At 61.8% G+C, this 24,783-nt stretch carries 26 protein-coding genes and 2 pseudogenes; 11 read left to right on the top strand and 17 right to left on the bottom strand.

What is annotated here, in order from left to right:
* Positions 1–219: 219 nt before the first annotated feature.
* Both QMK32_RS23150 and QMK32_RS23145 read left to right on the top strand, forming a co-directional pair.
* Positions 220–1,166, top strand: a pseudogene (locus QMK32_RS23150) (IS3 family transposase); the annotation flags it as partial.
* 606 nt (positions 1,167–1,772) lie between these two features.
* Positions 1,773–1,988: pseudogene (locus QMK32_RS23145) on the top strand (IS3 family transposase); the annotation flags it as partial.
* Between the two features lie 137 nt (positions 1,989–2,125).
* Here QMK32_RS23145 and QMK32_RS23140 read toward each other — a convergent pair.
* The 9 genes from QMK32_RS23140 to QMK32_RS23100 all read right to left on the bottom strand — a co-directional run bounded on the left by QMK32_RS23140 (position 2,126) and on the right by QMK32_RS23100 (position 6,961).
* Complete coding sequence (locus QMK32_RS23140; protein WP_283477797.1) at positions 2,126–2,515, bottom strand: hypothetical protein; 390 nt, start codon at positions 2,513–2,515, stop codon at positions 2,126–2,128.
* Positions 2,512–2,808 carry a hypothetical protein gene (locus tag QMK32_RS23135; protein ID WP_283477796.1) on the bottom strand — a complete coding sequence of 99 codons (297 nt, stop codon included), beginning with the start codon at positions 2,806–2,808 and terminating at the stop codon, positions 2,512–2,514. Before QMK32_RS23135 ends, QMK32_RS23140 begins: the two co-directional genes overlap by 4 nt.
* Before the next feature lie 253 nt (positions 2,809–3,061).
* Entirely contained in the window at positions 3,062–3,928 is an 867-nt protein-coding gene (locus tag QMK32_RS23130) for a hypothetical protein (protein WP_283477793.1), read from the bottom strand.
* Positions 3,929–4,040: 112 nt separating this feature from the next.
* Positions 4,041–4,169, bottom strand: coding sequence for a hypothetical protein (locus QMK32_RS23125; RefSeq protein WP_283477791.1), 129 nt, complete (start codon positions 4,167–4,169; stop codon positions 4,041–4,043).
* Positions 4,169–4,450 (bottom strand): hypothetical protein, encoded by a 282-nt coding sequence (locus QMK32_RS23120; protein WP_283477790.1) that lies wholly within the window; start codon positions 4,448–4,450, stop codon positions 4,169–4,171. The genes QMK32_RS23125 and QMK32_RS23120 overlap by 1 nt, the downstream gene beginning before the upstream one ends.
* Positions 4,447–4,764: a hypothetical protein gene (locus QMK32_RS23115; RefSeq protein WP_283477789.1), complete on the bottom strand. Its 318-nt coding sequence runs from the start codon at positions 4,762–4,764 to the stop codon at positions 4,447–4,449. Before QMK32_RS23115 ends, QMK32_RS23120 begins: the two co-directional genes overlap by 4 nt.
* Before the next feature lie 283 nt (positions 4,765–5,047).
* Positions 5,048–5,431: a HicB family toxin-antitoxin system gene (locus QMK32_RS23110; RefSeq protein ID WP_283477787.1), complete on the bottom strand. Its 384-nt coding sequence runs from the start codon at positions 5,429–5,431 to the stop codon at positions 5,048–5,050.
* Positions 5,428–5,628 carry a type II toxin-antitoxin system HicA family toxin gene (locus QMK32_RS23105; RefSeq protein WP_283477786.1) on the bottom strand — a complete coding sequence of 67 codons (201 nt, stop codon included), beginning with the start codon at positions 5,626–5,628 and terminating at the stop codon, positions 5,428–5,430. The genes QMK32_RS23110 and QMK32_RS23105 overlap by 4 nt, the downstream gene beginning before the upstream one ends.
* A gap of 370 nt (positions 5,629–5,998) precedes the next feature.
* Complete coding sequence (locus QMK32_RS23100) at positions 5,999–6,961, bottom strand: oxidoreductase (RefSeq protein ID WP_283477785.1); 963 nt, start codon at positions 6,959–6,961, stop codon at positions 5,999–6,001.
* Positions 6,962–7,016: 55 nt separating this feature from the next.
* Between QMK32_RS23100 and QMK32_RS23095 the strand changes: the two genes are divergently transcribed.
* On the top strand, positions 7,017–7,448 hold the full coding sequence (locus tag QMK32_RS23095; RefSeq protein WP_283477783.1) for a MerR family transcriptional regulator: 432 nt from the start codon (positions 7,017–7,019) through the stop codon (positions 7,446–7,448).
* Between the two features lie 277 nt (positions 7,449–7,725).
* Positions 7,726–8,190, top strand: coding sequence for a hypothetical protein (locus QMK32_RS23090; RefSeq protein WP_283477782.1), 465 nt, complete (start codon positions 7,726–7,728; stop codon positions 8,188–8,190).
* Between the two features lie 79 nt (positions 8,191–8,269).
* Here QMK32_RS23090 and QMK32_RS23085 read toward each other — a convergent pair whose 3' ends face one another.
* Positions 8,270–8,647, bottom strand: coding sequence for a hypothetical protein (locus QMK32_RS23085; protein WP_283477781.1), 378 nt, complete (start codon positions 8,645–8,647; stop codon positions 8,270–8,272).
* A 505-nt stretch (positions 8,648–9,152) separates the two neighbouring features.
* On the opposite strand from QMK32_RS23085, the gene QMK32_RS23080 reads away from it, so the two are divergent.
* Positions 9,153–9,752, top strand: coding sequence for a TetR/AcrR family transcriptional regulator (locus QMK32_RS23080; RefSeq protein WP_283477779.1), 600 nt, complete (start codon positions 9,153–9,155; stop codon positions 9,750–9,752).
* A 139-nt stretch (positions 9,753–9,891) separates the two neighbouring features.
* Here the strand turns inward: QMK32_RS23080 and QMK32_RS23075 are convergent, their stop codons facing one another.
* Complete coding sequence (locus tag QMK32_RS23075) at positions 9,892–10,146, bottom strand: hypothetical protein (protein WP_283477778.1); 255 nt, start codon at positions 10,144–10,146, stop codon at positions 9,892–9,894.
* A gap of 212 nt (positions 10,147–10,358) precedes the next feature.
* Here QMK32_RS23075 and QMK32_RS23070 point away from each other — a divergent pair, with 212 nt between their 5' ends.
* On the top strand, positions 10,359–10,613 hold the full coding sequence (locus QMK32_RS23070; RefSeq protein ID WP_283477776.1) for a hypothetical protein: 255 nt from the start codon (positions 10,359–10,361) through the stop codon (positions 10,611–10,613).
* A 440-nt stretch (positions 10,614–11,053) separates the two neighbouring features.
* On the opposite strand, the gene QMK32_RS23065 is transcribed toward QMK32_RS23070, so the two are convergent.
* Positions 11,054–11,671 carry a PIN domain-containing protein gene (locus QMK32_RS23065; RefSeq protein ID WP_283477775.1) on the bottom strand — a complete coding sequence of 206 codons (618 nt, stop codon included), beginning with the start codon at positions 11,669–11,671 and terminating at the stop codon, positions 11,054–11,056.
* Positions 11,672–11,720: 49 nt separating this feature from the next.
* Positions 11,721–12,179, bottom strand: coding sequence for a helix-turn-helix domain-containing protein (locus QMK32_RS23060; RefSeq protein WP_283477774.1), 459 nt, complete (start codon positions 12,177–12,179; stop codon positions 11,721–11,723).
* 188 nt (positions 12,180–12,367) lie between these two features.
* Between QMK32_RS23060 and QMK32_RS23055 the strand changes: the two genes are divergently transcribed.
* Together QMK32_RS23055 and QMK32_RS23050 are read left to right on the top strand one after the other, a co-directional pair.
* Complete coding sequence (locus QMK32_RS23055) at positions 12,368–13,204, top strand: hypothetical protein (protein ID WP_283477773.1); 837 nt, start codon at positions 12,368–12,370, stop codon at positions 13,202–13,204.
* Positions 13,201–15,387: a hypothetical protein gene (locus tag QMK32_RS23050; RefSeq protein ID WP_283477772.1), complete on the top strand. Its 2,187-nt coding sequence runs from the start codon at positions 13,201–13,203 to the stop codon at positions 15,385–15,387. The genes QMK32_RS23055 and QMK32_RS23050 overlap by 4 nt, the downstream gene beginning before the upstream one ends.
* Positions 15,388–15,961: 574 nt before the next feature.
* Here the strand turns inward: QMK32_RS23050 and QMK32_RS23045 are convergent.
* The 4 genes from QMK32_RS23045 to QMK32_RS23030 form a co-directional block, all read right to left on the bottom strand.
* Positions 15,962–17,122: a glycosyltransferase family 4 protein gene (locus QMK32_RS23045; protein ID WP_283477771.1), complete on the bottom strand. Its 1,161-nt coding sequence runs from the start codon at positions 17,120–17,122 to the stop codon at positions 15,962–15,964.
* On the bottom strand, positions 17,119–18,321 hold the full coding sequence (locus QMK32_RS23040; RefSeq protein ID WP_283477767.1) for a glycosyltransferase 87 family protein: 1,203 nt from the start codon (positions 18,319–18,321) through the stop codon (positions 17,119–17,121). Before QMK32_RS23040 ends, QMK32_RS23045 begins: the two co-directional genes overlap by 4 nt.
* Positions 18,322–18,393: 72 nt before the next feature.
* Entirely contained in the window at positions 18,394–19,062 is a 669-nt protein-coding gene (locus tag QMK32_RS23035) for a response regulator (protein WP_283477765.1), read from the bottom strand.
* Positions 19,059–20,336: a sensor histidine kinase gene (locus tag QMK32_RS23030; protein ID WP_283477763.1), complete on the bottom strand. Its 1,278-nt coding sequence runs from the start codon at positions 20,334–20,336 to the stop codon at positions 19,059–19,061. The genes QMK32_RS23035 and QMK32_RS23030 overlap by 4 nt, the downstream gene beginning before the upstream one ends.
* 181 nt (positions 20,337–20,517) lie before the next feature.
* On the opposite strand from QMK32_RS23030, the gene QMK32_RS23025 reads away from it, so the two are divergent.
* From QMK32_RS23025 to QMK32_RS23015, 3 genes are all read left to right on the top strand, one after another.
* Positions 20,518–21,909 carry an IS30 family transposase gene (locus tag QMK32_RS23025; RefSeq protein WP_283477762.1) on the top strand — a complete coding sequence of 464 codons (1,392 nt, stop codon included), beginning with the start codon at positions 20,518–20,520 and terminating at the stop codon, positions 21,907–21,909.
* 157 nt (positions 21,910–22,066) lie between these two features.
* Complete coding sequence (locus QMK32_RS23020; RefSeq protein ID WP_283477761.1) at positions 22,067–23,266, top strand: tyrosine-type recombinase/integrase; 1,200 nt, start codon at positions 22,067–22,069, stop codon at positions 23,264–23,266.
* On the top strand, positions 23,259–24,783 hold a 1,525-nt coding region (locus QMK32_RS23015; RefSeq protein WP_283477760.1), incomplete at its 3' end, for a hypothetical protein. The genes QMK32_RS23020 and QMK32_RS23015, both read left to right, overlap by 8 nt.

Below are 24,783 nucleotides of genomic sequence, written 5' to 3'. Positions count from 1 at the left end.
CAAGGCTCCTATGAGGTCACACAACCGAGACTCGGCGACGCCCCGGCCGCCATGGTGGCGAGGCGGGAACGTCGAGCAACGAACGCCGACAAATCCAAAAGAGGACATGGTTCAGTCAGTTGACATTCGAGTCAGACGACGCTGCTCGACGCTTCAACCATTATTAGTGTTGACATCTGATCTGTGAGGATCGCTCCTCGCAGTGGAAGGATGTTCCCCATGCCGAAAGCATTTCCCGAAGAGTTCCGCCGCGACGTCATCGCTGTCGCACGTAAAGGCGAGGCCCCGCTGCGTCAGATCGCGAAGGACTTCGGAATCTCCGAGGGCTGTCTGCACCGTTGGCTGAAGATCGCCGATCGCGACGATGGCATCACCCCCGTTGACGGGACCGCGGCGAGCAGCGAATCCGTCGAGCTGCGGGAAGCCCGCAAACGCATCAAGATGCTCGAGCAAGAAGCAGAAGTGATGCGGCGCGCGGTCGGCTATCTCTCTCGGGACGTCAACCCAAAATGATCTACCCGCTGGTCCTCGACCTTGCTGCCGACGGTATCCCCGTCACAGTGACCTGCCGGGTTCTCGGATTCTCTACCCAAGCGTTCTACAAATGGAAGAAAACACCAGTGTCGCAACGTGATTGGGACGATGCGCATCTGATCAACGCGGCCCGTTCCATTCATGCCGACGACCCCGCGTTCGGGTACCGCTTCATCGCCGACGAACTCCCCGACCACGGCATCACCGCCGGCGAGAACAGGGTCGCCCGGTTGTGCTCACAGGAACGAATCTGGTCGGTGTTCTCCAAGAAGCGAGGGCTGAACAGAAAGGCCGGTCCGCCCGTCCACGACGACCTCGTCGACCGTCAGTTCACCGCAGAGGCCGCGGACACACTGTGGCTCACCGATATCACCGAACATCGCACCGACGAAGGCAAGCTCTACCTCTGCGCCATCAAAGATGTGTGGTCCAACAGGATCGTCGGCTACTCGATCGACTCCCGAATGAAAGCGTCGCTGGCCGTGTCCGCATTGACCAATGCTGTGACGCAACGCGGCTCGGTCGGGACGATCGTACATTCGGATCGCGGTAGCCAATTCAGATCCAGGAAATTCGTGCACGCGTTGTCCCACAATGGATTACGTGGATCGATGGGCCGCGTTGGGGCATGCCTGTTAACCGGCTAATCGAGGCATGCGAGCAGGTCAGGGCGATATGCACACAGTCGTGGTACTTGTTCTGGGAAGAGAACAGGACTACGACTGTCATATGAGGAACCAACGCACGCTGCGTTCGGAAGCCGGCGCCGAGGCCGTTCATGTCAAGTAAGCGTCTCGATCGTAATGGCGGTGCCTGCGGACTGCCGGGCAAGTCAACGAGTTATCGTCGGTCTAATAATGTTGGTAGACAGGACCGTTCGTGTAGATACGACGAATTGTCGCCACTTCGGATGCCGAGTGTCCCAAGTCGACCCGTGGGGCTCCTCCACGTTGACCCGGACAGGACTTGCCCGACGACACTTTGTTGCCGCCCTGTCCGCTCACACGCCGCACGAACAACCAACTGCCTGGTCAAGTGCCGCGAATCCCGATCGAGCTCGACCGCTCATGGCGAGGTTTCGGGCGACTCAATGCCGCTGTCTTGCTCTCTGTCCGGGCAGTCGCGCGATTTCCGGAGGTCGCGTCGTCGGCGCCTGCACGTGGCGGCTGAAGGTGGTTCATTGCGCCGGTGATGAACCATTCTGCGCAACAACGGAGTTCCCTCAATCGCGATTAGCCGGTCAATGCGGCGACAACGCTGCGATGGAGTCGTTCTTCGCCCTGCTGCAGAAGAACGTTCTCGACCGCCAGCGTTGGTCCACGCGGGCGCAACTGCGGCTGGCGATCGTGACGTGGATCGAACGGACCTACCACCGCAAGCGCCGCCAACGACGCCTCGACAAACTCACGCCGATCGAGTTTGAGACAATCAACCGGGCCGCACACGCGGCCTGAATCACTCAACCCCACGAGTCAACTGAAGTGGGGGCAGTCCCATCACTGGGCCGTTCCACATGAATTCACCTATGGCATCACATCCCCGTCGAACTCCACCCCACCCAGCCCCGGCCCTGACGATCAGATGTCGGCGATCAGGTGTTGTCGTGGAGGCGCTGATGAAGCGTGTGAGCATCGAGGACGGTATCGAGTGCCTGCTGTACATCGCGGATGTTGCTGCGCCGGGTGTCGTAGCCCAGGAAAATGATCACACCCAGGGAAAACAGGGGCGCGATAATCGCGAGGGTGCTGACGCTTCGGCCGTTGACACTGTCGATGGCTACAGCAGTCACCATGGCGATCACGCAGGCAAGCAAAACCATCACCAGGACCGCGCGCAGGAACACGGTCCGTTTGTGATGTTCGTACGCGGCGTCCATGAACGCATTCGCCCGCGCTTTCGTGTACTGGGCGTACAGCTCGCGGCGGGTGCGTGAGATGTCGGATCGGGAGGCTCGAACATCGAGTGCGGTCAGGATGCTCATGCGGTCAGCTTTTCCTGATCGGTGGCTGCGCTGCGGCGGTGAGGTGTGCGCAGTGTCCTGACCCCGACCACAACGGTGACGAGGGCGGCGGCAGTGATGGCGAAGTTGAGGAACCACTCGATAGGGCTGCGGTAGTCGTCGAATCGCATCCATGTGCCGACGGTCAGCACGAGGACGCCGGCGATCATGAGCACGAACGTGGCCTTGGCCAACTGAGGCCGACTCTTCTCACGTAGAGCGATACTGCCGACGCCGGCTCCGGCGACGATGAGAATTCCTGCGATGATCAGCATCTATCTGTTCCCCTGTTTGCTCGAAGTATGTTCATTCACAGTCTGATTCGCGCCTGTAACAGTTGGTCGGTATTGTCGTGGCGGTCGGGCACATCGTGCCAGCAGCGATGGCGGTGTGCTGCGCCCTCTCGTAGTTCACGTCGGTGTCCCCCTGCTTGCCCTCGTGATGAGTACTGATGGTGCCAGGTCGGTCCGACAGTGAGCTACCTGCCGGACCGACCTCGACCCCCGCACGGACTGGTTCAGCTGCGGGTCAGTGCTGTGCGGGCACTGGCGTGCACTGCTGTGTGCGGACACTGCCCGCGACCCGATCAGGGATGGTGAGCATGCCTTCGGAGAGTCGGTGCACGGCGGTGAGCGCAGCATCTCGCTCGGCCGGCGTCGCGGCGTCGTCGAGTGCGAGCGTCAATGCCGATTCGATGCGGCCGATGGTGCGCTTGTCAGCGCTGGTGCGCATTCCCATACCGATAGCGCGAGCATGCTCGTCGGCTTTCTTCCAGGCGCTCCGAGCGGCGGATGCAGCGCCGGCGAACGCGGTGATGCGGGCCGCGTCGTCGGGGCACCGCTCGGTGCGCAGATCCCCAGCTTCGGCGAATGCGGTGATGAAGGCTCCGGTGAACGGATCATCGACGTTGTCCAGTAGCGGGCGAACGAAGATCGAACAGGGGTCGGTGAGGTAACCGGCGTAGGCGGCGACCACATCGGAGTAGATGTCGAGTGCTGCGGCGAAGTCATCGGCGCGCCCACGTGCGGCGACCTTACGGTCGGCGATGTGGCTGCGGGTACGCATGATCAGACACCACGCCAGCGCCAATACTGCTATTGCTGCTACGGAGCCGAGGACCCAGATCAATGCAGTCCAGTCCGTGGGGCCGGCCGCCGGTGCCTCGATGATCGGGGCCGGGGCGGGTGTCGAGGCGACTGCCAGGGCGTCTACCGGTGCAGGGTTCACCGCCTCGGGGCCGGAATCACCGTCGGACCGCTTTATCACCTGCCCGATGACAACTCCACACACGGCTACGACGAACCCTGAGAACATCAGGCCTGTTCCTGCGGATTCCTTGCCCTCTTGTCCGGTCCCCCTGGCCCACACCAGCTGTATTGCTCCAGCGATCCCCATGATGATGCTTACGGCCGTGCACCCCTACAAGAGGTACTGCAGGACGGTGTAGGTCGAGCCGTCGAGTGTTGCAGCGGCGTCCTGTGCGTGCAGGAGGTGTGAGGGGGGGTGTTCATCGTGCACCTTCCGGGCTTGGTGGTGTCGGATCGTCCTGCTGCTCGTCGAGCACGCGCCCGTCTGCCGCGATACCTGCGAGGGCGCCGAAGACGTCGAGCCGGCCTGCGATTTCGGGGGCGGTCATCACCGGATCTCTCTTTCCGGTCGGGGGATCGACTGGACGGCCAGGAGTAGCTGGAGGTCGGCGGCGTCGATGACGACGGGAACGCTGCCGCTGTACCAGGCTCCAGGCTCGGTGAGGATCGCTGTCACTTGTTCGCCTCCGGCCGCGGTCGTGCGGTATTCGACGATGTCGAGGACAGTTCCGCTGAACTGCGTGTCGAGGGACATCAGTTTCATGCCGAGTCCTGTGAACGATCGGTGAGCGGTGGTGGGCGGTAGAGCGGCCGCGAGTGCGATGGTCATACGAACTCCAAGGTCCAGTCGAGGGTGAATCCGGCGTCGAGGGTGTCGGGGCCGTATGCGGTACCTACTGCCGATCGAGCACTGCTCCCAGGCGTGCGCGGAGCAGGCGTTCTCAAAGGCCGGGGGTAGTGGCGCACCTGCCTGTTCTCTGCCTGCTTCGGGGCCGGTTCGATTCCCCGCGCTGACCATCGCTCCCCTGGCGGCGGCGGATAGAACCCGGCATCGATGACGATTGCGGCGTCTGCGTCTGCGTCTGCGTCTGCGTCTGCGCCTTCGGCGAGGGCGAGCGCGCGCCGGTAGAGGCCGATGAACACGACACCGGGTTCGGCGGTGCCGAGCTCGACGGCCGGGCCGTAGGGCAGTGCGAGCGCGGCGGGTCACTGGTGACCTCGGCGGTGATCTGGATTCTCATGTGGTCCCTTCGCAAAGATCAACAAAGTTTCTTGTGTATCTAAATGGTGTGAAACGTAGCGTGAGATTCGAAGTGTCGGCGCTACTACCCCGCGCAGGTTTCTTGTGTATCTAAATACTGGTCGGGGTTCACTGCCTCGTCCAGTGCGCTGAACGAAGCAGTGGCCCAGTCCGGGTCAACCCGGGTCAACCGTTCACGAGTTGGCTGGCGCGTTGAAAGGTCACTCCCAGAAGCGATCCGATGTCGCGGACAGGAATGTGCGCATCGGCCAACTCTTTGGCGAATCGCTGCGTTTCGGACTTCACGTGAGCTTCGTCTTCGAGTAGTTGCACTCGTCGATCCTTGATGGCCCGCACGCGGGTCGAGAGGTCCTCCCCCGATGCGAGTTCGATCCGTTCCTCGATCTCGACCTCATCGAGCGCAACACCGGTTTCGAGGGCGATCAATTCTCGCGCCATGGTGGGGACGTCGTCGATTCGCCGGGCCTGGGTGAGCGCATCGAGTTCGGGGACCGAGATCATCCACCACTTGCCGTCTCTGGTCACCGAGACCGAGTAGATCTTGCTCATTTCCCCGCCTCCTTCATCGCCTCGAGTATCTTCCGATACACACCCGGCGAGATCTTCCGATGTCCTTCCGGGACAGTCACTTTGACTTCCCCGTCGGCAGAAACCCACGTCGTGTGTGATCCCACCGTCCGCGCCGGGGAGAATCCGGCCGCTTTCAGCTCTTTGACCACCGTGCGTGTGGGCTGCTCCGTAACCATGACTATAGTCTAGCCGACTAGACGCTTTCAAGTCAAGTGGGCTAGACGGATTTATTGTGCAGCGTCTGCGATCCATCTTCTCGGCCGCACCGCGTGCTCACCGACTTCGCGCCTTGCCCCGGCAGCGCATCACTCGCGCTGGTCGTCAGGTGTTCCTGACGGCAACCCGGCGTCAAGAGGATTCGGCGATGGTCGGCGGTAGCCAGTGGGGGAACCAGCGTCGCGTTCCGCTGGTCTTCGCTGCAACTCGACATGGTGGTTGTCGAGTCGCAGTAAGAATTAACAAGCCACGCCAGCCACACTGAGACAAATATCGGGTGTCCACCGGGCCCGCAATGTCGGTGCAGCACCGCACATGGCTCCGCTGGGGTTAAGTGAAGGCGTTGACGTTGGTAAGGGATGCGGAGAGGGTCCAGAGTCGGGCGGCATCGTCGGGGTCGATCGCCCACGGCTTGACGCCTCCAAGGAGCATGTCGTCGCCAATCGCCGCAGAGGCGATGTCGCAGTCTTGGCAGTACGCCCCGGAAAACGCTTCCAGGCCTGGAGCGGTCGCCGCCCAGACAGCTGTCGATGCACCCTGCTCCGGAGTCTTGAACCCGTCGACCTGACGCCCACTCGGATCGATCCAACCGAGCTCGATCTGTTCCTCTTCAGGGATGTGGCGTTGCAGCGGAGTCAGGATGCTGCCGGGATGAATCGAGAACGCGCTGATTCCCCGCGGGGCAGCGACTGCTGCGAGGTGCACGGCCATCAGCGCGTTGGCAGTCTTGGACTGCGCGTACGCCTCCCAACGGTCATAGCCACCAGTGAAGTGCATGTCTTCCCACCGGATGCCGGAGAGAAAGTGCCCAGAGGAGGAGAACAACACGATGCGGGCCCGACCAGGGGTGAGAGCTGGCACAAGCCGGTTGACCAGGGCATAGTGCCCGAGGTGGTTGGTCGCGAAGTGAGCCTCCCAGCCTTCCCCGGCACGCGTTTCCGGGCAGGCCATGATGCCGGCGGCACCGAACACGAGATCGAGGCGACGCCCCGATTCCAGATAGCGATCCGCGAACCGCTCTACGCTCGCGAGGTCCGCGAGGTCGAGTTCGTGGACCTCAACCGAGGGGATCCCAGCGACCGCCTTGGTGGCAGTGTCGACCCGGCGCGCCGCGACCACCACTGTTGCCCCTGCGTTAGCGAGCGCGCGGGTCGTCTCGAGGCCGAGGCCGGATGCACCGCCAGTGACCAGCGCGAGCAGGCCGGAAAGATCGACACCGCCGAGGACATCCGCTGCGGTACTGCGGGCGTCGAATTGAGAGCCGATGGGGTGCTGTCGAACGGAATGTGTCATGTCCGCCGACGCTATGACCTAGAGCAGACTCTAGGTCAAGCCGTAGACTCGCGCGGTGGAGTCCATCGCCGAGGAAATGTCAATCGGGGAGGTTGCGAACGTGACGGGCTTGAGCGTGCACGCGCTCCGATTCTTCGAACGCGAGGGACTGCTGCTTCGTGATATCCCCAGGGGCGGGACCCGTCATCGGGTATATGCGCCGGCGGATGTGGAGTGGTTGAAGTTGTGCAACCGTTTTCGTGCCTCGGGGATGCCGCTGGCGACCATCCGGACGTTTGCAGATCTTGTCCGGGCCGGGCCTGGCAATGAAGCCGAGCGTCTCGCGGTGCTCCAGAACCATGAGCAGCAGATGCGGGATCGGATCGCCTCGTTGTACACCGATCTCCAGGTCATCCATGAAAAGGCGATCGCGTACGAGCGTCATGTTCAGGACGGGACCACCGACGGCGTGTGGGACCCCACGCAACCCCCTGCGGTGAAAGCGTAGACCGCCCGATAGTCGAACGATGCCCGGTGCATCGTGACAGCGCCCGTTGGCTGGAAACTCGCTGAACTGGTCATTCCCCGAAGCAGCCCGGTGATCGATCCGGAACCGATCTCTAACGGAGTGCTCCGTCAGATAGGGTCCTTGCTTCTTGCCCAGTATTCCAGCGTCGCATCTCGCCAATCTTCGCTGCATCTCGACAGTGGTGACTCGTGTGGTCGTATCCAGGATGATGTAGTGGATACAGTGGATACAGCTGCCCTGATTCGGACCCGACCGGGTGACCGATAGTGCAGATAGAGAGGCCTTCGACGTGACCGCACGCACCCCTGACCGTGCTGCATCGACGCCGGCAGGTCGCCCCGCATGGAGCCGAGAGCGAGAGAGTTTCTCCTGCACAGATCAGGCCTGGGACGAGGCGAAAGCGGCCTGGGGTTCTGTCCGACGGGACTATCTCACCTGGGCTTTATGGCTCGAGACAGCGTTGGCGAACAAGACCGCTGCGGTGAAAGCCGAGCTGAACACCGAAGTGCTCGAGCCTGCCCCGGAGCGGCTTCCGACCGGGCGACGTACCGCAGCGGCCGCACCCATCCGCCGCAAGCGCCGAGCATTCACCTGCGCGCCGGATGTATGGAAGCAGGCCCGCGCCGCATGGTGGGTACAGCTCGAGCTGTACCCGGCGTTGTCGGATTGGATCGAAGAGGCCATCGTGGAAATGACCGACACGACGCATCGGCAGCCCTGACCGCCCGCGGCAGGGGGTGCTCAGCGATCTGGATGCATCCGCAGAATCGCCCGGCGCTTGCGATATCGACCGCGACATTTCACGCGTGCTCGGTGGGATTGTCGGCTCGGGGCCGGATGTTGCCTCCCGCGAACCACTCGTGGGCCGACTGTTTCGTCATCCCCAGCATGCCCCCGATCTTCGACCACGGCATCGGCGGATCCTGCTCACGCAGGCGGCGCACGATCGCGAAACGGTCGGCGAGCAGAGACGAAGCCAGAAAAACGTTGATCTCCAACGCATCCGCGTCCGACACCGCATCGGCAAGTCGTCGACTCGCAATGGCCTTCCACTTCTCGGCGCTCTCGTGACCGTTGATCTGCATGGTCTCTGCCATATCGGCGGTGACCTGCGCCGCGTCGTAGATGCCGTACAACGCAAGAAGTTCCGACGGCTCCAACTTCTTCTCGGATTCCATACCGTCAGGATATGCTGACGGTTGGGTCTGCGTCAAGATATCCTGACGATTCTACGATGTGCTGGGATAGGCCGAAATGTACTGGTCAGTTCTCACCCGGGTCGCCGGCTCCGCTCATTGGGCAACCGTCAATGCTGCTGGAGCGTCCCGGTGTTCGGCATCGGCACTGCCTGCGGACGTCCAATGCAAGGCTTGGGCGCCGAAGATCGCGGAGGTGAGGGTGTAGCGGCCGGTACGACGGGGCGCTCCTCGGCCGTGGACCGCAGTTTCGAAGGTCGGCGAGCGTAGGCGTCCTCTCCCCTGCCCGATGCCGCTTGTTGCCGACCAGTTGGGTGTCGATGGTCAAATCGATGCCCGGCATCCGTCCGCTTGCGCATACCAAAATTGCGGCATGTGTTCCTATCCGGCCTACGGGGCTTGGGTCAACTGCACCCGAGGGAGGTCGACATGAAATGTCACCTTAATGACACTATGCATGTAGTTATGGATGGACTACGTTCATAGTATGAGTGAGAGAAAGCAGCTGATCGCCGACGCGGCGGTCAAAGTGATCGCCGCGGTAGGACTGCGGGGATTGACCTACAAAGCAGTCGACGAAGAAGCCAACCTGCCCGCGGGATCGACGTCTAACTGCTTTCGTACGCGTACCGAACTGATCGACGGTGTAGTGACACGAATGGCCGACACCGAACTGTGTGACCTCGCATCCGCCACTGACAGCGCCTCTGCTGCAGCTGCTTTCAACCGATGGTCTGATCAAGGCTTAGCTCAGACGCTGGCACGATTCGAGTTGATGATCGAAGCAGTCCGCTCACCCGGCGTTGCGACGGTCCTGAATCGTCAACGTGCTCGGTTCACGTCCCTTGCTGAGCACTCCGAGATCATCGAGCCCACCGGATTCACTGGTGGGGAACTGACAGCAATCTTGGCGGGCATGCAGTTCGCTGAGATCACCACGGGCGAAAAAGTTCTACACAAAGTATTAGCGCTGTTACAGGCCGGTCCAATCAAATCCGACAGTCTCCGTTCCACCGCCGGAGGTAGTCATCAAGATCCGATCGACAACCTCGACGAAGCGGCCGATATCGAACGCGCACAACGATGAACCGACAACCACTAGGAGCCACCCGTCGGGAGCGGTCCAAGATGTCGCTTTGCGATGTCGAGAAGGTTCTTATCGTCTTGGCAGTCTTCGCGCTTCCCTACGCCCTCTCGTTCCTCATTCCAGTGGCCGCACTTGCGTATTACACGTTGCAGGCAGGAACACTGATAGCCGCATGGATCAAGAACAGCATGTTCAAATCGTTCGCCGTTACTCGACGTTCGGAACGCCGCACCTCCTCGTCGCATTCGTAAACGAAGCTCGGAATGAACGGCCTCCACCTCGGCGGGTGCGTGGTCGCGCCGGTCCGCAATCGTAGCCATACGGCGGCGTAGGGCGTAGAGTTGCCGAGCCTTGCGAGGCCGGTGAGGCCCGGCGTCTGAGCGGCGGTGGTCATGATGTGCGACCTTTCGCCGAGGGGACGGGTCGCTTCGATTCTATCGAACTGACATTCGAATTTCCACCGTGGGTCCACATCGCCTGTGCGATAGTCGTCGAGCGTGAGATGCCCCTCGCTCGGCGAGTGGTGTCGACGGGTACGTAACTATTTCCCTCGGATGGCGTCGCATTCGATGTCGCAACGAGCTCCAATGACGGCATGGCAGTCAAATGAAGAATGCGCTGGCGCGCAGCGCCTTTTCATCGCGTTCGTCGATTGCGCAGATGTGGTTGTCGGGTCCGACGATTTGGCGAAAACCGGAAGCCGCAAAGGCGTGGGTGGAGCGTCTGCTCTCGGTGGAGTCGACTGAGCCGATCGCATTCCGGCCGCAGAATTACGGTGACTACGAGATACCGTCGCTGCAGCTGAAAGACGGTCTCGAGTCTGCAGGCCGCACCGGCTTCGGCTTGCACGTACGCGGTTAAGCCTAGGCTAAGCGGCCATCGGTTCTGGTTTTGGCCGAAACCATTGCAGACTATGGCTGCTCGGTTTCATGAAGCAGTGCACGTTCAACATCCCCTTGAGACCAATCCGTCGTCGTCGCCACATCCAAACGTGACTGGATCGAAGCGAGCAGGTCGACCGTCGCGCTTCCGTCGTAGTTGGCGAGGATCGTTCGGCGCTCTGCTTCCTCCGCGACCGCAATCCCTGCGTGCGCTCACAATTGGGTGGACTTGGAGCCGGAGTTCCTGCTCCATGAAAGCGCGTTCTTGCGGAGTCAGGAGGTCATTGCTGTGCTGGGACGAAATCGGATCTCGACGTCGGGGTGGACGGTTCTGGTTACGTCGACCAGGCTTGCGGCTCAATTGGTGATCCTCGGGGTCGTCAGTGGCGGAGAACGTACCGAGTTGACCAATTTCGGCACTTACTGCTGGGCGAACGACAAGTCGCTCTGTCTGATATGGCGCAGGACTCGCTCTGCGAACAGGGGAGCCTGAGCTCTTTCCAAACGTTTCGGGAGGGTGAAGTGTTCGTCGTTCGGTCTTGCGTTTTTGCGCTTGAGCCAGTGCGCGAACTGGTATTCGAGCACCTCTGCCACAATCGCGGGCGATGAGTCGTCTACCAGGATGAAGAACTCGTCGGCGGTGTAAACCTCGTACGGGAGATCGTCCGCGAACCGAACGTCCTTGATGTTCTGACTCAAAATGATGTCGACGTCTCCATGTACAGCTGCCGCATGCAGATGTGCGTCTTCTTCGTCGCGGTATCCGAGCGTCGGGTCGATTTCAAACCCAGAGATGAGGCCCTCTGGAACATTATCGGTCAGCTTCCGTCGGACGTCTGTAAGCTGGGCGTCTGAGGCGAAAGGAACTTTCTTCCTGCGGTGATAGGCGTATTCGGTAACGACGTCTTCGGTCCACTTGATGTCGTACATCGTTCCCCGAGGGTGCCACGACAGGAGGAAAGTCCAATCACGAAGCGTCCTGGAGAGGAGGATATTTGCGTCAACCAGGACGCTCATCCCCCCTGTGCTAATACTCATGACGGAGATCGTACAAGTCGAGAATCGGGGTTCCCGTTAACGCGCAAACTCAGTCTTCGTCCAGACCCAATTCGTCTTCGAGATCCCGCACCTCTTCGAACGCCGCCAGGCGCGAACGGCGCTGCGCTTCCTTGTACGACATGACATTGTCGCTCTTGACGCGCGTGTGGGATCCCACCTTGTGGCCCTCGATTGCACCCTGCGCTATGAGCTTCATCAAAGTCGGGCGCGAGATACCAAGCAACTTAGCCGCCGCAGTCGTAGTGAGCTCGTCAGGGACGGTTCCAACGGTCACCGTCCCTCCACGGCTGACCACTTCCAACACTTGTCGCATGATCGCCACCAGGTCCGACGGCATGGCCGTTCCTTGGCTTCCGTCACTATCGCCTGCAACTACGATTGCGCCCTGGATCGTCGGCGCGGCTTGAGTGAACTGCCGTGCTTGTTCGACTTCGTGCTGATTGAGGGAGAGAACCGTCCGGTCGTCGCGGGTCAGTAACGTGCTCATTCGACTCAGTCCTTCCTGATTTCTCTTTGACTTCGTTTGGCGTCGCCTGATGATAACTACTTTTCACTTATAAGTGCAACAGAATTGTGGTTATGTTCCCAGGAGGTCATCAAATAGCATGGGCCGACCTGACGCGACGTGGCTGACCGTAGATCTCGACTTCAACAACGTGACAGTGCCGCCGACGGGTGTGGTCCATCTGGACACGTGACAACACGCGGGGAACAGCGGCATTCATCCAGGCGCGTGCGGCGGCCAACGGTCACATCGACCCGTTCGATCTGCAGGTTGGCCGATGGCTCGAGCATCGCAAGTGGGTCGCGCAGCACGGCCTGACAGCCGATGACAGTGGCTCGGGAGCGGAACCGCTGGTGTTGTCCATGAACCGTCTGAAAGCGACGGTAGAAGTTCGCCGAACACGCGCTGTCGGAGGGCATCTCAGGTCGGCGTCGAGAACGAACACCCCGGATGTGTCATTTCTGCATTACCTGCGTAGCGATCCCAGGGTGCGCGACTGGGCCGATGAAGTACTCACCGAAGCACTCCACGAGGCAGAACACAACGCTCACACCTTCCGCGGGAGAATTCTCGGAGCCACCGGGGCGGCTGCATTCGCGTCGGATCCAGCTGGCACCGCCGCCGAACTGGGTGTTTCAGTCGATCAGATCCGGCGCGCAGTCGACGGCGAACTGGACACCTTGGTGAGTTCGTGTTTGGACTTCGAGCACAGCCCATTCAGCCGCGGCGGAGTGTGCGGGGTGTCTCTCCTGACCTGCCTGCGCTGCCCGAACGCGTTGGCCACCGAACGCCACCTCCCCCACCTTTTCTCGTTGCTCGACTGGCCTCAGCGCGATCTCGACCAACGCGACGTCGACGATTGGTGTGGCCGACACGGCGTAACCTGGTTGATCGTCACCCGCCTGGTTTTTCCCACATTCACTGTTGCTCAACAAGTACGGGCCCGCGCCGCGAAGCCTGACGACCTACCCGCCGACCTGCTTGACGGATTGAAGGAACTCGCGTGAACTTGTCAGCACCCCGCCTTGGGCCAGCGCGGATATCGGCCGAGACGCTGGTGCTCGCGGGCCGAACTTTGCGACCGGGCGCGATAATCGAAGACACAGCACGCTTTTCGGACGTGGTGTGGAGACTGGGACCCGCACAGCGCCAACAACACCATCAGCAGATATCCATCGACTTCACCAACGTCCCCGAAGGTTTTCGCGAGATAGCGAAACAGGTGACCTATACATTGCTCAGGGCAGATCGTCCTCCGGGTTGCGAGAGCATCAAGGCAATCGCCACGGTCAAAAACTTGGCCGGTCAGTTGGGCGCAGTCCTGCGTTGGATCGACAACCGTGGTCTGCGCTCGATCTCTGCGATTACGCCCGACGACTTCAGGGCCTTTCAGCAGCATGTGAACGAGCTCCGACTCACCGAAGGAATCAAGTCGCACCTTCCGCGGGCCTTTCGGCTGCTGTGGCTCTGCCGTGCACACCTCGATGATCCGCTGGCATTCGATCCAGCCTCCGCCCTCGACACACCGCGGTCCAGACACTCCCCGCACGGACGCGAGAACGAGACGGCCCGCATACCTGAGCAGATCCACGCGCCGCTACTGGTCTGGGCTATGCGATGGGTCGACGATTTCGCACTCGATGTGCTCCGCGCCGGGGCAGAATGGCACACGCTGCAGAGACCCTCAGCTGTGCCGGGACAACATCGCCAACGATCGCAGCCGGACACACGGGCAAACGTCGCGGCGATCTCTCGGGTCATAGCTCGCTATCGCAGTGAACGACGCGCGCTTCCGGCTTATCAGGGAACGGTGAATCTGAGCCACCTGCGCCGCGAAGCCAATCTCGGCCGCTCGGTCGCCGGGCCGACCCGTCCCGCCGGCGCTGTCGTCAGCGCTACCGTCACCGAACTCGGGGTAGACGATGACACCTACCTCCGGGCACCGATCGACGCACTGTTGGACGGACAACCCTGGCGGGGGCGGATCCGATATGCAGAACTCGAAGAGCTCACAAGGATGCTGTACATCGCCTGCTACATCGTCATCATCTATCTCTCCGGTATGCGGGACAGCGAGGTCAAACACCTACAACGAGGTTGTGTGTCGGTGTGGCGGGACGACACCAGAGAAGTCGCGCGGCTCAGGATCGCCGGACTGGCGTTCAAAGGTGAGCGCGACGCCACCGGGGTCGATGCCACCTGGGTCGTCACCGCGCCTGCACAACGGGCAGTTGCTGTTCTGGAACGGTTGCAACCCGCGACGGAGAAATACCTGTTTGCGCTGCCTCCGACATCGAGGAGAAGCGAGAGTCCGCGGCCCAACCACGTGAAATCCACCGCTGCCACGAACCGCGACCTGGCCGACTTTGTAGCCTGGATCGACAAATTCTGCCGCGAACGCGGTCGCCGCGATCGGATTCCCGAGGTCAACGGCGCGGCATGGAAGCTGAGCAGCCGACAATTTCGGCGCACCCTGGCCTGGTACATCGCTCGACGCCCCGGCGGGAGCATCGCCGGCGCACTGCAATATCGCCATGTGCGCGTCCAGATGTTCGAGGGATACGCCGGCACCTCCCAGTCCGGGTTCCGCGACGAGGTCGAAGCCGAAGACGCCATCGCACGCGGTGACAAGCTCGCCGACCTGATCACCAACCCGGACCTGCACCGACTGACCGGCCCTGCCGCCGCCGAGGCGGAACGACGGTTCGCTGAATTCGAGCGTCATGTTCGATTCGACGGCACGGTCGTCAACGACGCCAAGCGAATGCAACGCCACATGGCACGTCACGACCCTCACATCTACCCGGGCGAATTCGTGACCTGCGTCCACAACCCCGACCGCGCGCTCTGCCGACGAAGCGATAGACAAGACGGGCCGTCACTGCCGGATTGCCAGCCTCTGCGCTGCCGCAATGCGGCAATCACTCCGCACAACCGCCAACGCATGGAAGAAGCGTTGCAGTCATACGATCGCGAACTCGCAGACACCGTCCGTCTCGGCCCCTATGTTCGTCACCGCCTCCAACTCAAACGATCCGAAATCGCCGAATTCCTTGCCGACCAGCACAATGTTTCACTCACAGCACCGTGTAGAAACCACTCCCCGGTCACGCCGACGTCCGGGCCGCGATGGACGCCGTGCTTACCGAGTGCGAAACGTCGGGGCGGCGAACAACCATCACGTCGGTAGAAGACCGTCTCGGCATTACACACGCAACGTTCTACCGGAACTATCCCGCCCTCATCACCTGGTTCCAGCAACAAAGCAAGGGCCAGGCACCTACTAAGCTCAGCGGAAGTAGCAGTGCAGCAGACGATCTCGCTCGACTACGGCGCGATAACTCCGACTTGAAGAAGCTAGTCGCGATCTACGCGAACGCGATCCGTCAACTCACCCTGGACAACGCTGCGATGAGAGCGGAGCTCGATAAGACGTCCGGCGTCACCGCGCTCAGACCTCGATGAAAACTGGCACCTTCGCTAGCCCAGCTCGATCCGGCACCGCCGTAGCCGTGAACTCGCTGGTCAGGCCTCATCTAGTGCCTGCCCCACCGCTTCCCCGGGCGAGAGATGCAACCGTGACCAACGACGAATGGACCGAAGTCTCGAACCCACCTTGGCAATCTCACCCCACCTCGAAGTTCGCACGACTCCGGGTGTTTACGGCTCTCGGGCGCGGCCGTGATGTTTCACCCGACGCCCGCGAGTATCGGTCACCGCTCTGAATTGCAGCTCGAGATCATAGGGTCAGGCGGTTCTGCGAATCAGTGTTGTGGCGCGCTCGACCGATCCTGGCCGTTGACATCGACATTCGGGAACAGAGCAGCGAGAAGGGTTGCATAGGCGGCGTGCCACGTCCATTGCGCCGCAACCCAATTGCGTCCGCATTCGCCCATCGCGCGGGCGCGAGCCGGGTTGTCGAGGAGTTCGACGATGGCTTGGGTCAATTGCTCGACGTCAGTGACTACATAGCCAGTGTGGCCGGCCTGAACGGTTTCGGGGGCACCTCCGGAATCACCCACGATGATCGGTAACCCCATGGCGGACGCCTCCAAGTATGCGATACCCAGTCCCTCCTCTTCGAGTCCCAGGCGACGCGTTCGGCACGGCATCGCAAAGATCGTGGCGTTGGCGAGGATTTGCGGGACGAGCGCGTGCGGAAGTCCGCCGACAAAGGTCACCGAGGTCTCAACACCCTTTGTCCGGGTCAGACGCTGCAGTCGGCGGCGGTCAGGACCGTCGCCCACGAGAAGCAACTTGGTGTCAGGATGGCGCTCGAGAACCGCAGGTAGGGCTCGGATCAACGAGTCCTGGCCTTTTCGCGGAACGAGACGCGCGGTGCACACGATCACGCCACAGTTCCCATCCGAGGATGGGCCGGGGTCCGTTGCGGAGCTGTGTGCGGGGGTAAATTGTTCGACGTCGACGCCCGGGCTCAGACGCACCAGCGTGGTATCGGGTGTCACCGCCGGCAAGATTGCGCGATAGGTGTGGCCGGAGATATACGTCATCACGTCGACCCAACGGCCAATTGTGCGTAATCCCCACCGTGTCAAAGGCACCTTGGCCCACCATGTTTCATGACCGTGAGTGGTCGCCACGACCCGCTTTACTCCGCACGCCCGAAGCGCGGGAGCGATCAGGCCGAGGGGGGCTGCAGCAGCAATCCACGCGGTATCGCAGTCGTGTTCGAGCGCGATTAGACCTGCTTTGCGCATCACACGTCCTGTGGGAAGCAGGGTTCGGCTGCGGTCCCGTATGACGGGGAATGGAAGCGATGCGTCGTAGGCGGCTGCTCCGCGTTCTGCCGAGGTGTAGACCACGATCGACTCGGGCGGAAAGCGGCGAGCCATTTCTGATGCGAACGTCTCGATGCCGCCCTGTCTCGGCGGGAAGTCGTTGGTCACGATCAAGGTCCGGCTCATGCCTCGACCCGCTCTCGTTCACGGCTAGGACTCGATACAGCGGTATCCGTTCTGGCACCCCGCGCAATCCACGCCATTCCCCAGAACATCAGAGGGTAGGCGAAGTACCCGAACCTAGCCGAAGGGGCGAGAAGGAACAGCACGGTGAGCCCGAGTGCAGCGATCGAGCAGGCCGCCACGAACGTGCTCGGTGGTTTTGCGCACAGCCTGACTCCGATGACGACGGCACCGACGAGAAGTGCGAACAAAGAAACGATGTGGCCGTACTCGCTGGCTGCCGCCAACGCGCCGCCGATCACCGACGATCCTGCCGGGGTCGGAACGTCCGCACGGCCGAGCGGAAACAACACGGTGTGCTCAATTATGTTGCCACCGTCGAGAATTGCCGATGGCAAGATCATCACCGATGCCAGAGCGACGGCCAGTGCGCCGACGCTCACAGTTGACCGCATGCCGGCGCGCTGGTGATGAAGAACCAGCGCGACAACCGCTACCGGCCACGCGGTCCACTTGAGCGCGCACGCGAAGGCCAGCACCACAGCCCCGGCCCATCGGCGATCTGCCGCCATCAGCCCCAAACCGAGCAGACAAGCGCCGATGACCGGCAGATCCACTCCACCCGTGCACAGCGGAATCGCCACGAGTGGGGACGCTGCCAGAAGTCCGAGCTTCCCGAACAACTCCTTATCGATTCGGCCTAGGCCGGACACCGTCAACCGAACGACGGTGACTACACAGGCGACGAAGAACACTCCGAACCAGACTCTCGGGTCCCCGAGTGGCCCCTCGATCACGACGCCGGGCAGCCCAAACAACGCCATCGCCGGAAGGTACGGATTGTACTGAGGTAGCTCGTGAGGGTCATTCACGTAGGGACTGCCGGTGTCGAGCAAGTGGCGAGCCGAGTCGACGACGACCGCAACCTCGAGCTGCGCGAGCGCGCACCCGATCAGCACAATCATCGGAACGAGCACAGCGCCCAACACCGCGACCCCAGCCGCTCGAGGTCGATTTCGCGATCGCAACAGGACCGCACCGGCGGCGAGATAGCCTGCGACAGCGCACACCCCCCACACCCGATGCGTGGTCAATTCGGTGGTCACCGCGTAGACGGCGGTATACGCAGCAAGTGCCACGTAGATCCCGACGAGTAGGCGATCCCGCCCTAAAATGGTACGAGAATCCCTCTGCAAGAGCATGTTTCGACGCTACAAAGAAAATGGGATCATGTCGTCACGCATAGGAGCCAAACTCGGCATCCCCCGGAGGAGCTAGTCGAGCCGGTGGGAGAGTTCATTTTCGTAGTAGAAGACGACAGCCTGCGTCCGATCACGAAGGTCGAGCTTGGCGAGAATCCGCCCGACGTGGGTCTTCACTGTCTCCTCCGCGAGCACGAGATCGGACGCGATCTCTCGATTCGACAGACCCGTCGCCAGAGCATCCAGCACGTCGAGTTCGCGTGGAGTCAACGCCGACACTGCGGCGTTGTTCGGGCGTCCGCGCCGACGCCGGGCGAATTCCGAGATCAGTCGGGTTGTGACAGTCGGTGCCAGCATCGACTCCCCGGCCGCGACGGTGCGGACGCCACGAACGAAATCCTCTGCGGTGGATTGCTTGAGCAAAAACCCGCTTGCACCGACGCTGAGTGCTTCGTACACGTAGTCGTCGAGGTCGAACGTCGTGAGCATCAGCACGTGGATCGAGTTCGTCGTCTCGCCCTGTGATGCGAGGATCTGCTCAGTCGCCCGGATTCCGTCGAGTACTGGCATTCGGATGTCCATCACGACAACGTCGGGCTGCAGGCTGAAAGCAAGATCAACGGCCTCCGCACCGTTCGCGGCCTCCCCGACCACAACGATGTCAGGTTCGGCCCCGAGCACGGCTGCAATTCCGTCGCGCACCAGTCCCTGATCGTCCGCCAGCAGAACCCTGATGGTCATCGTCCGTCCTCCACTGTGCTCGGAGCATCGCCAATGTCACGGCCTGGAGCGGTAACTTGTCCGCGGACTGGGAAGAGGACCGTCACCTCGTATCGTCCGCCATTCGTCATCCCAGCACTCAAGCGCCCGCCGAACGCTGCAGTTCGCTCTTCGATACCGACAAGTCCGTGTCCCTGGCCTCTCGGGTCAGCGGACACCTGGCCGATTTCGTTGCCGACAGCCACCCGGAGCTCATCGTTCGTGCGGGTCAAGCGGGCCTCGACCTTCATGCCGGGTGCGTGACGCGCGGCGTTGGACAGCGATTCCTGAAGGATGCGGTAGACGGTAGTGGATAGCGCTTCCGGTAGCTTGTCGAACTCCCCATCCGTGTTCAACGTGACGTGCGCCCCGGCTGCACGCCATTGGCCCACGAGGGCGTCGATGTCGGACAGGTTCGGTGCCGGTGAGTGTTCAGTTGCCTCGCCGGAGTCACGAAGGACCTCGATAACCTGACGCATCTCGGTCAGAGCGGTCGCCGACGCGCGATGTATGTCGTCGAAAGCCGCGATCGCCTCGGGTGGGAGGCCGGGGCTCTTGAACCGTGCGGCTTGCGCTTGCACCGCGATCATCGACATGTGGTGCGCCACTACATCGTGCAATTCTCGTGCGATCCGCGCCCGCTCTTCGATCACTGCCTGCCGCCTCTCCTGCCTCATGCGGAGCTGCTGTTCGTCCTCCAGGGCGCTCTCCGCCGACGACAGTCGCTTCATCACCACTCCCGCGGCGGTAATCGCAGCCAACGTCGCGGCAATGATCAGCAAAGCAAACGGTGGCATCCTCACCGTCAAGACAGTCGGGACCACGACCGCCAGGAACGACACGAGGGCAGCCGCGGCCCCCACGTTCGGCGAATGCACTCGGGCCACTCGATACAGGGAGAGCCCCGCCGCAATGCAACTTGCCGCCGGCCACGGGAAAACCTCGTCCTGAACCAGCCCTGACAGCGTTCCCGCGAACATGCCGAGTGCGACCATCTGCCAGGTGAGTAGCGGTGCCACCCGGATTAGAAGAAGGGGAAGTGTTTGAACAGCGCCGAGTACATAACAGGCGGCGACCGAATTGACCATGCTCGTCAGTTGACCTACCGCAGTACCGAACAGCACGGCGACAAGCAACGCTCCAGCTACAAGCGCCACCAATCTCGACCGGCTACCAGGCTCGTCGGTCCGTCCACCAATTGTGGGCAGCTTCGGGCGCAAGGCGGTTTTGATTCCGGCTGTCAGTTCGGCAATCACCGACACGACCCTACTTTGAGAAGATCCGCTTCAAACCGGACATAGCGTGACCCACGACGATTCAGTCGTGAGCCGCGCGGAGTCGCTGATCACAGGTAACCTCTAGATCCGTTTTGGACAATGACACAGATACCAGGTTCAACCGGTCGACGCAACACCCCAAGGGATAGAGGGGTTTTCGATGGGACGACAAACAGACTCGGCCGCAGCGTTGACGGGGCGAGCGGTGATGCGCTCCCCAGGTCGGCCACCTGTACGTCGGGATCTCGAACGAGCGTTTTGGTTACGAATCGCCGAGGGGCTCACCAGTGAGGATGCGGCGATCACGGTCGGCGTGTCGGGACCGGTCGGGTCGCGGTGGTTCCGGCACGCTGGTGGCATGTCGCCCATCGATCTGGCCCCGGTTTCGGGCCGCTACTTGTCTTTCTCCGAGCGCGAGGATATCGCCGTCATGGTGGCAGAAGGGTTGAGCATGCGTACCATCGCGGATCGCATCGGACGATCACCGTCGACCATCTCACGCGAGATTCGCCGTAACGCGGCTACTCGCAGCGGGAAGCTCGAGTACCGTGCGTCAGTGGCCCAGTGGAAGGCCGATCTCTCGGCGAGGCGACCGAAGGTAGCGAAACTGGTTGATCACCAGCGACTTCGAGACTACGTGCAGGAGAAACTATCCGGTGTCATTCACGATGAGAACGGCGACGTTGTGGGCCCGTTCGCGTCGTGGAAGGGCCGCAACAAGCCACGGCGAGCGGACCGACGGTGGGCGAGCGCGTGGAGTCCTGAGCAGATCGCGAACCGGCTGCCGATCGACTTTCCCGACGACGAGTCGATGCGGATCTCCCACGAAGCGATCTATCAAGCTCTCTACATCGAAGGCCGCGGCGCGTTGGAACGAGAGTTGGTGGCGTGCCTGCGCACCGGCCGGGCACTGCGCAAACCACGGGCGCGAGCGAAGAAGCTCCGAACAGGGTTTATCACTGACGACGTGACTCTCGCCGCCCGCCCGGACGAGGTCGACGACCGGACGACACCTGGCCATTGGGAAGGGGATCTGATCATCGGACTGGGCCGGTCGGCTGTGGGCACGCTGGTCGAGCGGACCAGCAGATTCACTACGCTGCTGCATCTTCCGCGTAAGGACGGGTACGGCGTCGCGCCGCCGGTGAAGAACGGGCCGGCTCTGTCCGGGTACGGGTCCGAGTCGGTTCGTGATGCTCTGGCTGCGGTGATGACACCGCTGCCGGAGCACCTGCGCAAGTCCGTGACCTGGGACAGGGGGAAGGAACTGGCTCGTCACGCCGAACTGACCGCGGCGACGGGAATCAAGGTGTACTTCTGCGACCCCTACAGTCCATGGCAGCGCGGTACGAACGAGAACACCAATGGGCTGCTGCGACAGTACTTTCCGAAGGGAACCGACTTGGCGCGGTACGACATTCATCAAGTTCGGGCGGTCGCCACCGCGCTCAACAACCGACCCCGGAAGACACTCGGGTGGAGAACGCCAGCGGAAGTGCTTGCGGAGCAGTTACACTCGGTTCCACGACGCAGTGTTGCGACGACGGGTTGAATCCGCCGATTGAACGACCGTCATAAGACCTGCAAGAATCCCTTACCGTTACCCGTAGGGATTCGGTAGCTCAGGCAGCAAATCCATTGACCGCGTGTCCTGTTAACTGCACCAAACCGAGTTAAGCTGCCGGTCTGACGCTACGGGGGTGCGTGGGATGGATGAGTTGAAGCGTGCAGTGCGCGAGGGACGGGTCGAGCTGCCGAAGGTGGGGGCGGTGCACCGTACGGAACCACCGGGCCCGATTCCGTACGTGGTGCGCGTCGGTGGCCTGGAGGTCATGGCCATCTCGGAGTACCTGCGAAGCCTGGTGCTCTCGGACGTGCGCCCACTGACTGTGCGTTCGTACGCCCACGACCTTCTACGTTGGTGGCGGGTCCTCAGCGTCATCGAGATACGCTGGGAACGTGCGACTCGAGAAGATGTCGAAGTCATGGTCGGGTGGCTACGATCCGCTGACAACCCGCAACGGCGTCGATCGATAACCTCTGCGACACAACCTGGCTCGCTGAATCTCAAGACCGGGAAGCCGGTGCTGAAGTCGGGGTATTCGCCGTCAACCATCAACCACGCACTGACGGTGATTTATTGCTTTTACGAGTTCCATCACACCTTCGGATGCGGCCCTGTCGTCAACCCGGTGCCGTCGTCCCCGGGCCATCGCCGCAGACTCGGCCGGTATCACGATTCATCGGCGCGGCATCGCCAACGCCGATCACCACTACGGCAACGTCAACCACAGAAGTCACCCCGTTCGATCCCTGACACGTCATGGGCCCAGCTGGTTGCCGTCCTCAAACACGACCGTGACCGCGCCATCTTCGAGTTCGCAGTGTCTTCCGGAGCGCGGGCGAGTGAACTTCTGGGTGCATGCGGCCGCCACGTCGACTGGGGAGAGGGCAGGGTGTGGGTCGTCTCGAAAGGCAGTACGTCGCGGTCGCCCGTCCCCGTATCCCCGCTTGCTTTCCGTTATCTTGCAGCATATTTCGAGCAGACAAGCACACCTACTGCAGATGAACAACTATGGGGGACGCTGCGAGGTACACGGCGGCCATTGACGTATTGGGCGTTGCGGCGGGTCTTGCAACGAGCCAACGACCAACTCGGTACCAACTGGAGCTTCCACGACATCCGCCACACCGCAGCCATCCGGATGTCCAAAGACCCGGAGTTGTCGTTGGTCGAAGTGCAGACCATCATGCGTCATCGGCATCTGACGACGACGCAAATGTATCTACTCCCCCGTATGGAGGATCTGCTCGACAAGATGCAAGAGCATTTCGCTCGCCCACGACCGGCGAAGGCCTTTACCTCTGGGTACGCCGCCGACGACATCGCGGCGGTGTTCGGTGAGTAAAACGCGCACCGACCGGCCGAACAGGAAGGATCGAAACCCGGACACGATCAGCGCTACGAGATTCAGCAGGCCCACCATTGCTGCGGGATCCGCGCTTCCGCGTCTTCGCCATCACCGAGGCGATCTCAGTGACGCCCCACTCGCGTCCCTACGATCGATCGGCGTTGAGCTGTGGCCGGCCCCGAACAGTCGCCGAGTCAACCGCAACCGAGGCCTGTATCTGCTCACCGAGTATCTACTCCGGCACCCTGGATCCACCTGGCAGGAACGCTGGGACGCCAGCGAGCTCAACACTCTCTCGCTCTCCGCCGATCAACTGACCACCAGTGAAGCCGCGCGAGCCCAGTTCGGACAGGCCCTCGGCGCGATGTTCGCGCTGCGGGTCATCCAACCCACGCTGGCAGCGTTCAAGGTCAACAAACTGATGAAGTTCACCGACCAGTTCGTGATCGCCGAGGCAGATCACCAGCTGGACAGCTATATCGCCGCAGTTCGGGTGTCGGACTCGACCGAGACGTTCAAGGTGCGTGCGGTCATCGAAGTCTGCACCGCACTGACTGTGCAAGGGATCCCGTTCGCGGATCTGACGCCGGAAGCGTTCCTTCATCATGCGATGGTGACGCGCCAGAGCACCTCGCGCACCGGGCTACACACACTCAAATACATTGGTCACCTCGCCTGGCAAGTCCTGCACTCGACCGGCCATTTCCCACCGACCGCGCCCTCCACGCTGCGGGGTGCACTGCGTTCGCCGCAGTTGACCACCACCGAGATGGTCGACCGGCACCGGATCGCCAATCCTGAAGTCCGACAGATGTTCATCGACTATTTCGATCGACGCGCCTCCGATGTCAAATACTCCTCGCTTGCGAACACCGCCACGATTCTCGTCGGCCTGTTCTGGAAAACGATCGAACAGATCAACCCAGATCAGTCAGATTTGCGGGTAGCGGATGAGCACTACCAGCAGTGGCGCGCCACCTTGGCCTTCCGCGCCGACGGCACTCCTCGGTCCGGGCCGTGGGTGATCACGATGGCAGTTCAAGCGCTGTACTACGACATCCAGGCCTGGGCCATCGACGAACCCGAACGATGGGCGCGATGGTCGGCACCATGCCCAGTCCCGCGCAGCGACGTCCGAGCGCAAGCAGCCCACAAACGCCGCGTCCAAGAGAAAACCCACGACCAGATCCGCGTCCTTCAACCGCTTCTGCCGGTATTGGTGGACTACGTCGACCAACGCAACCAGCACTGGCGACGAGTACTCGAACTCGCCAGCGCAGCAAACCACGACGAGCAGTTCGACCACGACGGTCACAGCTATACCCGCGTGATCACGCGCGGCGACACTCAATTGATCGAGGCCGGCGACCCACCGGGGGTGCATGTCCGCAGCCCACGCTTTGGGCGAACAGTCGATGTCGCACTCTACGAGGATGCCGCATTCTGGGTGTGGGCGATTATCGAAACTTTGCGGTACAGCGGGATTCGAATCGAGGAGCTCACCGAACTATCGC

The organism is Rhodococcus sp. H29-C3 (assembly GCF_030063405.1).
Classification (GTDB): Bacteria; Actinomycetota; Actinomycetes; order Mycobacteriales; family Mycobacteriaceae; genus Rhodococcoides.
Note: the sequence above shows the minus strand (reverse complement) of the source record. Positions and strands in the feature narration are given on the sequence as shown.

Bases quoted from the DNA above. Each gene is read 5' to 3' on its own strand.
- QMK32_RS23125 (WP_283477791.1), bottom strand. From the start codon at position 4,169: ATGACCGCCCCCGAAATCGCAGGCCGGCTCGACGTCTTCGGCGCCCTC.
- QMK32_RS23100 (WP_283477785.1), bottom strand. From the start codon at position 6,961: ATGACACATTCCGTTCGACAGCACCCCATCGGCTCTCAATTCGACGCC.
- QMK32_RS23130 (WP_283477793.1), bottom strand. From the start codon at position 3,928: ATGGGGATCGCTGGAGCAATACAGCTGGTGTGGGCCAGGGGGACCGGA.
- QMK32_RS23040 (WP_283477767.1), bottom strand. From the start codon at position 18,321: ATGCTCTTGCAGAGGGATTCTCGTACCATTTTAGGGCGGGATCGCCTA.
- QMK32_RS23035 (WP_283477765.1), bottom strand. From the start codon at position 19,062: ATGACCATCAGGGTTCTGCTGGCGGACGATCAGGGACTGGTGCGCGAC.
- QMK32_RS23070 (WP_283477776.1), top strand. From the start codon at position 10,359: ATGAAGAATGCGCTGGCGCGCAGCGCCTTTTCATCGCGTTCGTCGATT.
- QMK32_RS23140 (WP_283477797.1), bottom strand. From the start codon at position 2,515: ATGAGCATCCTGACCGCACTCGATGTTCGAGCCTCCCGATCCGACATC.
- QMK32_RS23120 (WP_283477790.1), bottom strand. From the start codon at position 4,450: ATGACCATCGCACTCGCGGCCGCTCTACCGCCCACCACCGCTCACCGA.
- QMK32_RS23025 (WP_283477762.1), top strand. From the start codon at position 20,518: ATGGGACGACAAACAGACTCGGCCGCAGCGTTGACGGGGCGAGCGGTG.
- QMK32_RS23075 (WP_283477778.1), bottom strand. From the start codon at position 10,146: ATGACCACCGCCGCTCAGACGCCGGGCCTCACCGGCCTCGCAAGGCTC.
- QMK32_RS23045 (WP_283477771.1), bottom strand. From the start codon at position 17,122: ATGAGCCGGACCTTGATCGTGACCAACGACTTCCCGCCGAGACAGGGC.
- QMK32_RS23080 (WP_283477779.1), top strand. From the start codon at position 9,153: ATGAGTGAGAGAAAGCAGCTGATCGCCGACGCGGCGGTCAAAGTGATC.
- QMK32_RS23020 (WP_283477761.1), top strand. From the start codon at position 22,067: ATGGATGAGTTGAAGCGTGCAGTGCGCGAGGGACGGGTCGAGCTGCCG.
- QMK32_RS23085 (WP_283477781.1), bottom strand. From the start codon at position 8,647: ATGGAATCCGAGAAGAAGTTGGAGCCGTCGGAACTTCTTGCGTTGTAC.
- QMK32_RS23110 (WP_283477787.1), bottom strand. From the start codon at position 5,431: ATGAGCAAGATCTACTCGGTCTCGGTGACCAGAGACGGCAAGTGGTGG.
- QMK32_RS23065 (WP_283477775.1), bottom strand. From the start codon at position 11,671: ATGAGTATTAGCACAGGGGGGATGAGCGTCCTGGTTGACGCAAATATC.
- QMK32_RS23135 (WP_283477796.1), bottom strand. From the start codon at position 2,808: ATGCTGATCATCGCAGGAATTCTCATCGTCGCCGGAGCCGGCGTCGGC.
- QMK32_RS23060 (WP_283477774.1), bottom strand. From the start codon at position 12,179: ATGAGCACGTTACTGACCCGCGACGACCGGACGGTTCTCTCCCTCAAT.
- QMK32_RS23105 (WP_283477786.1), bottom strand. From the start codon at position 5,628: ATGGTTACGGAGCAGCCCACACGCACGGTGGTCAAAGAGCTGAAAGCG.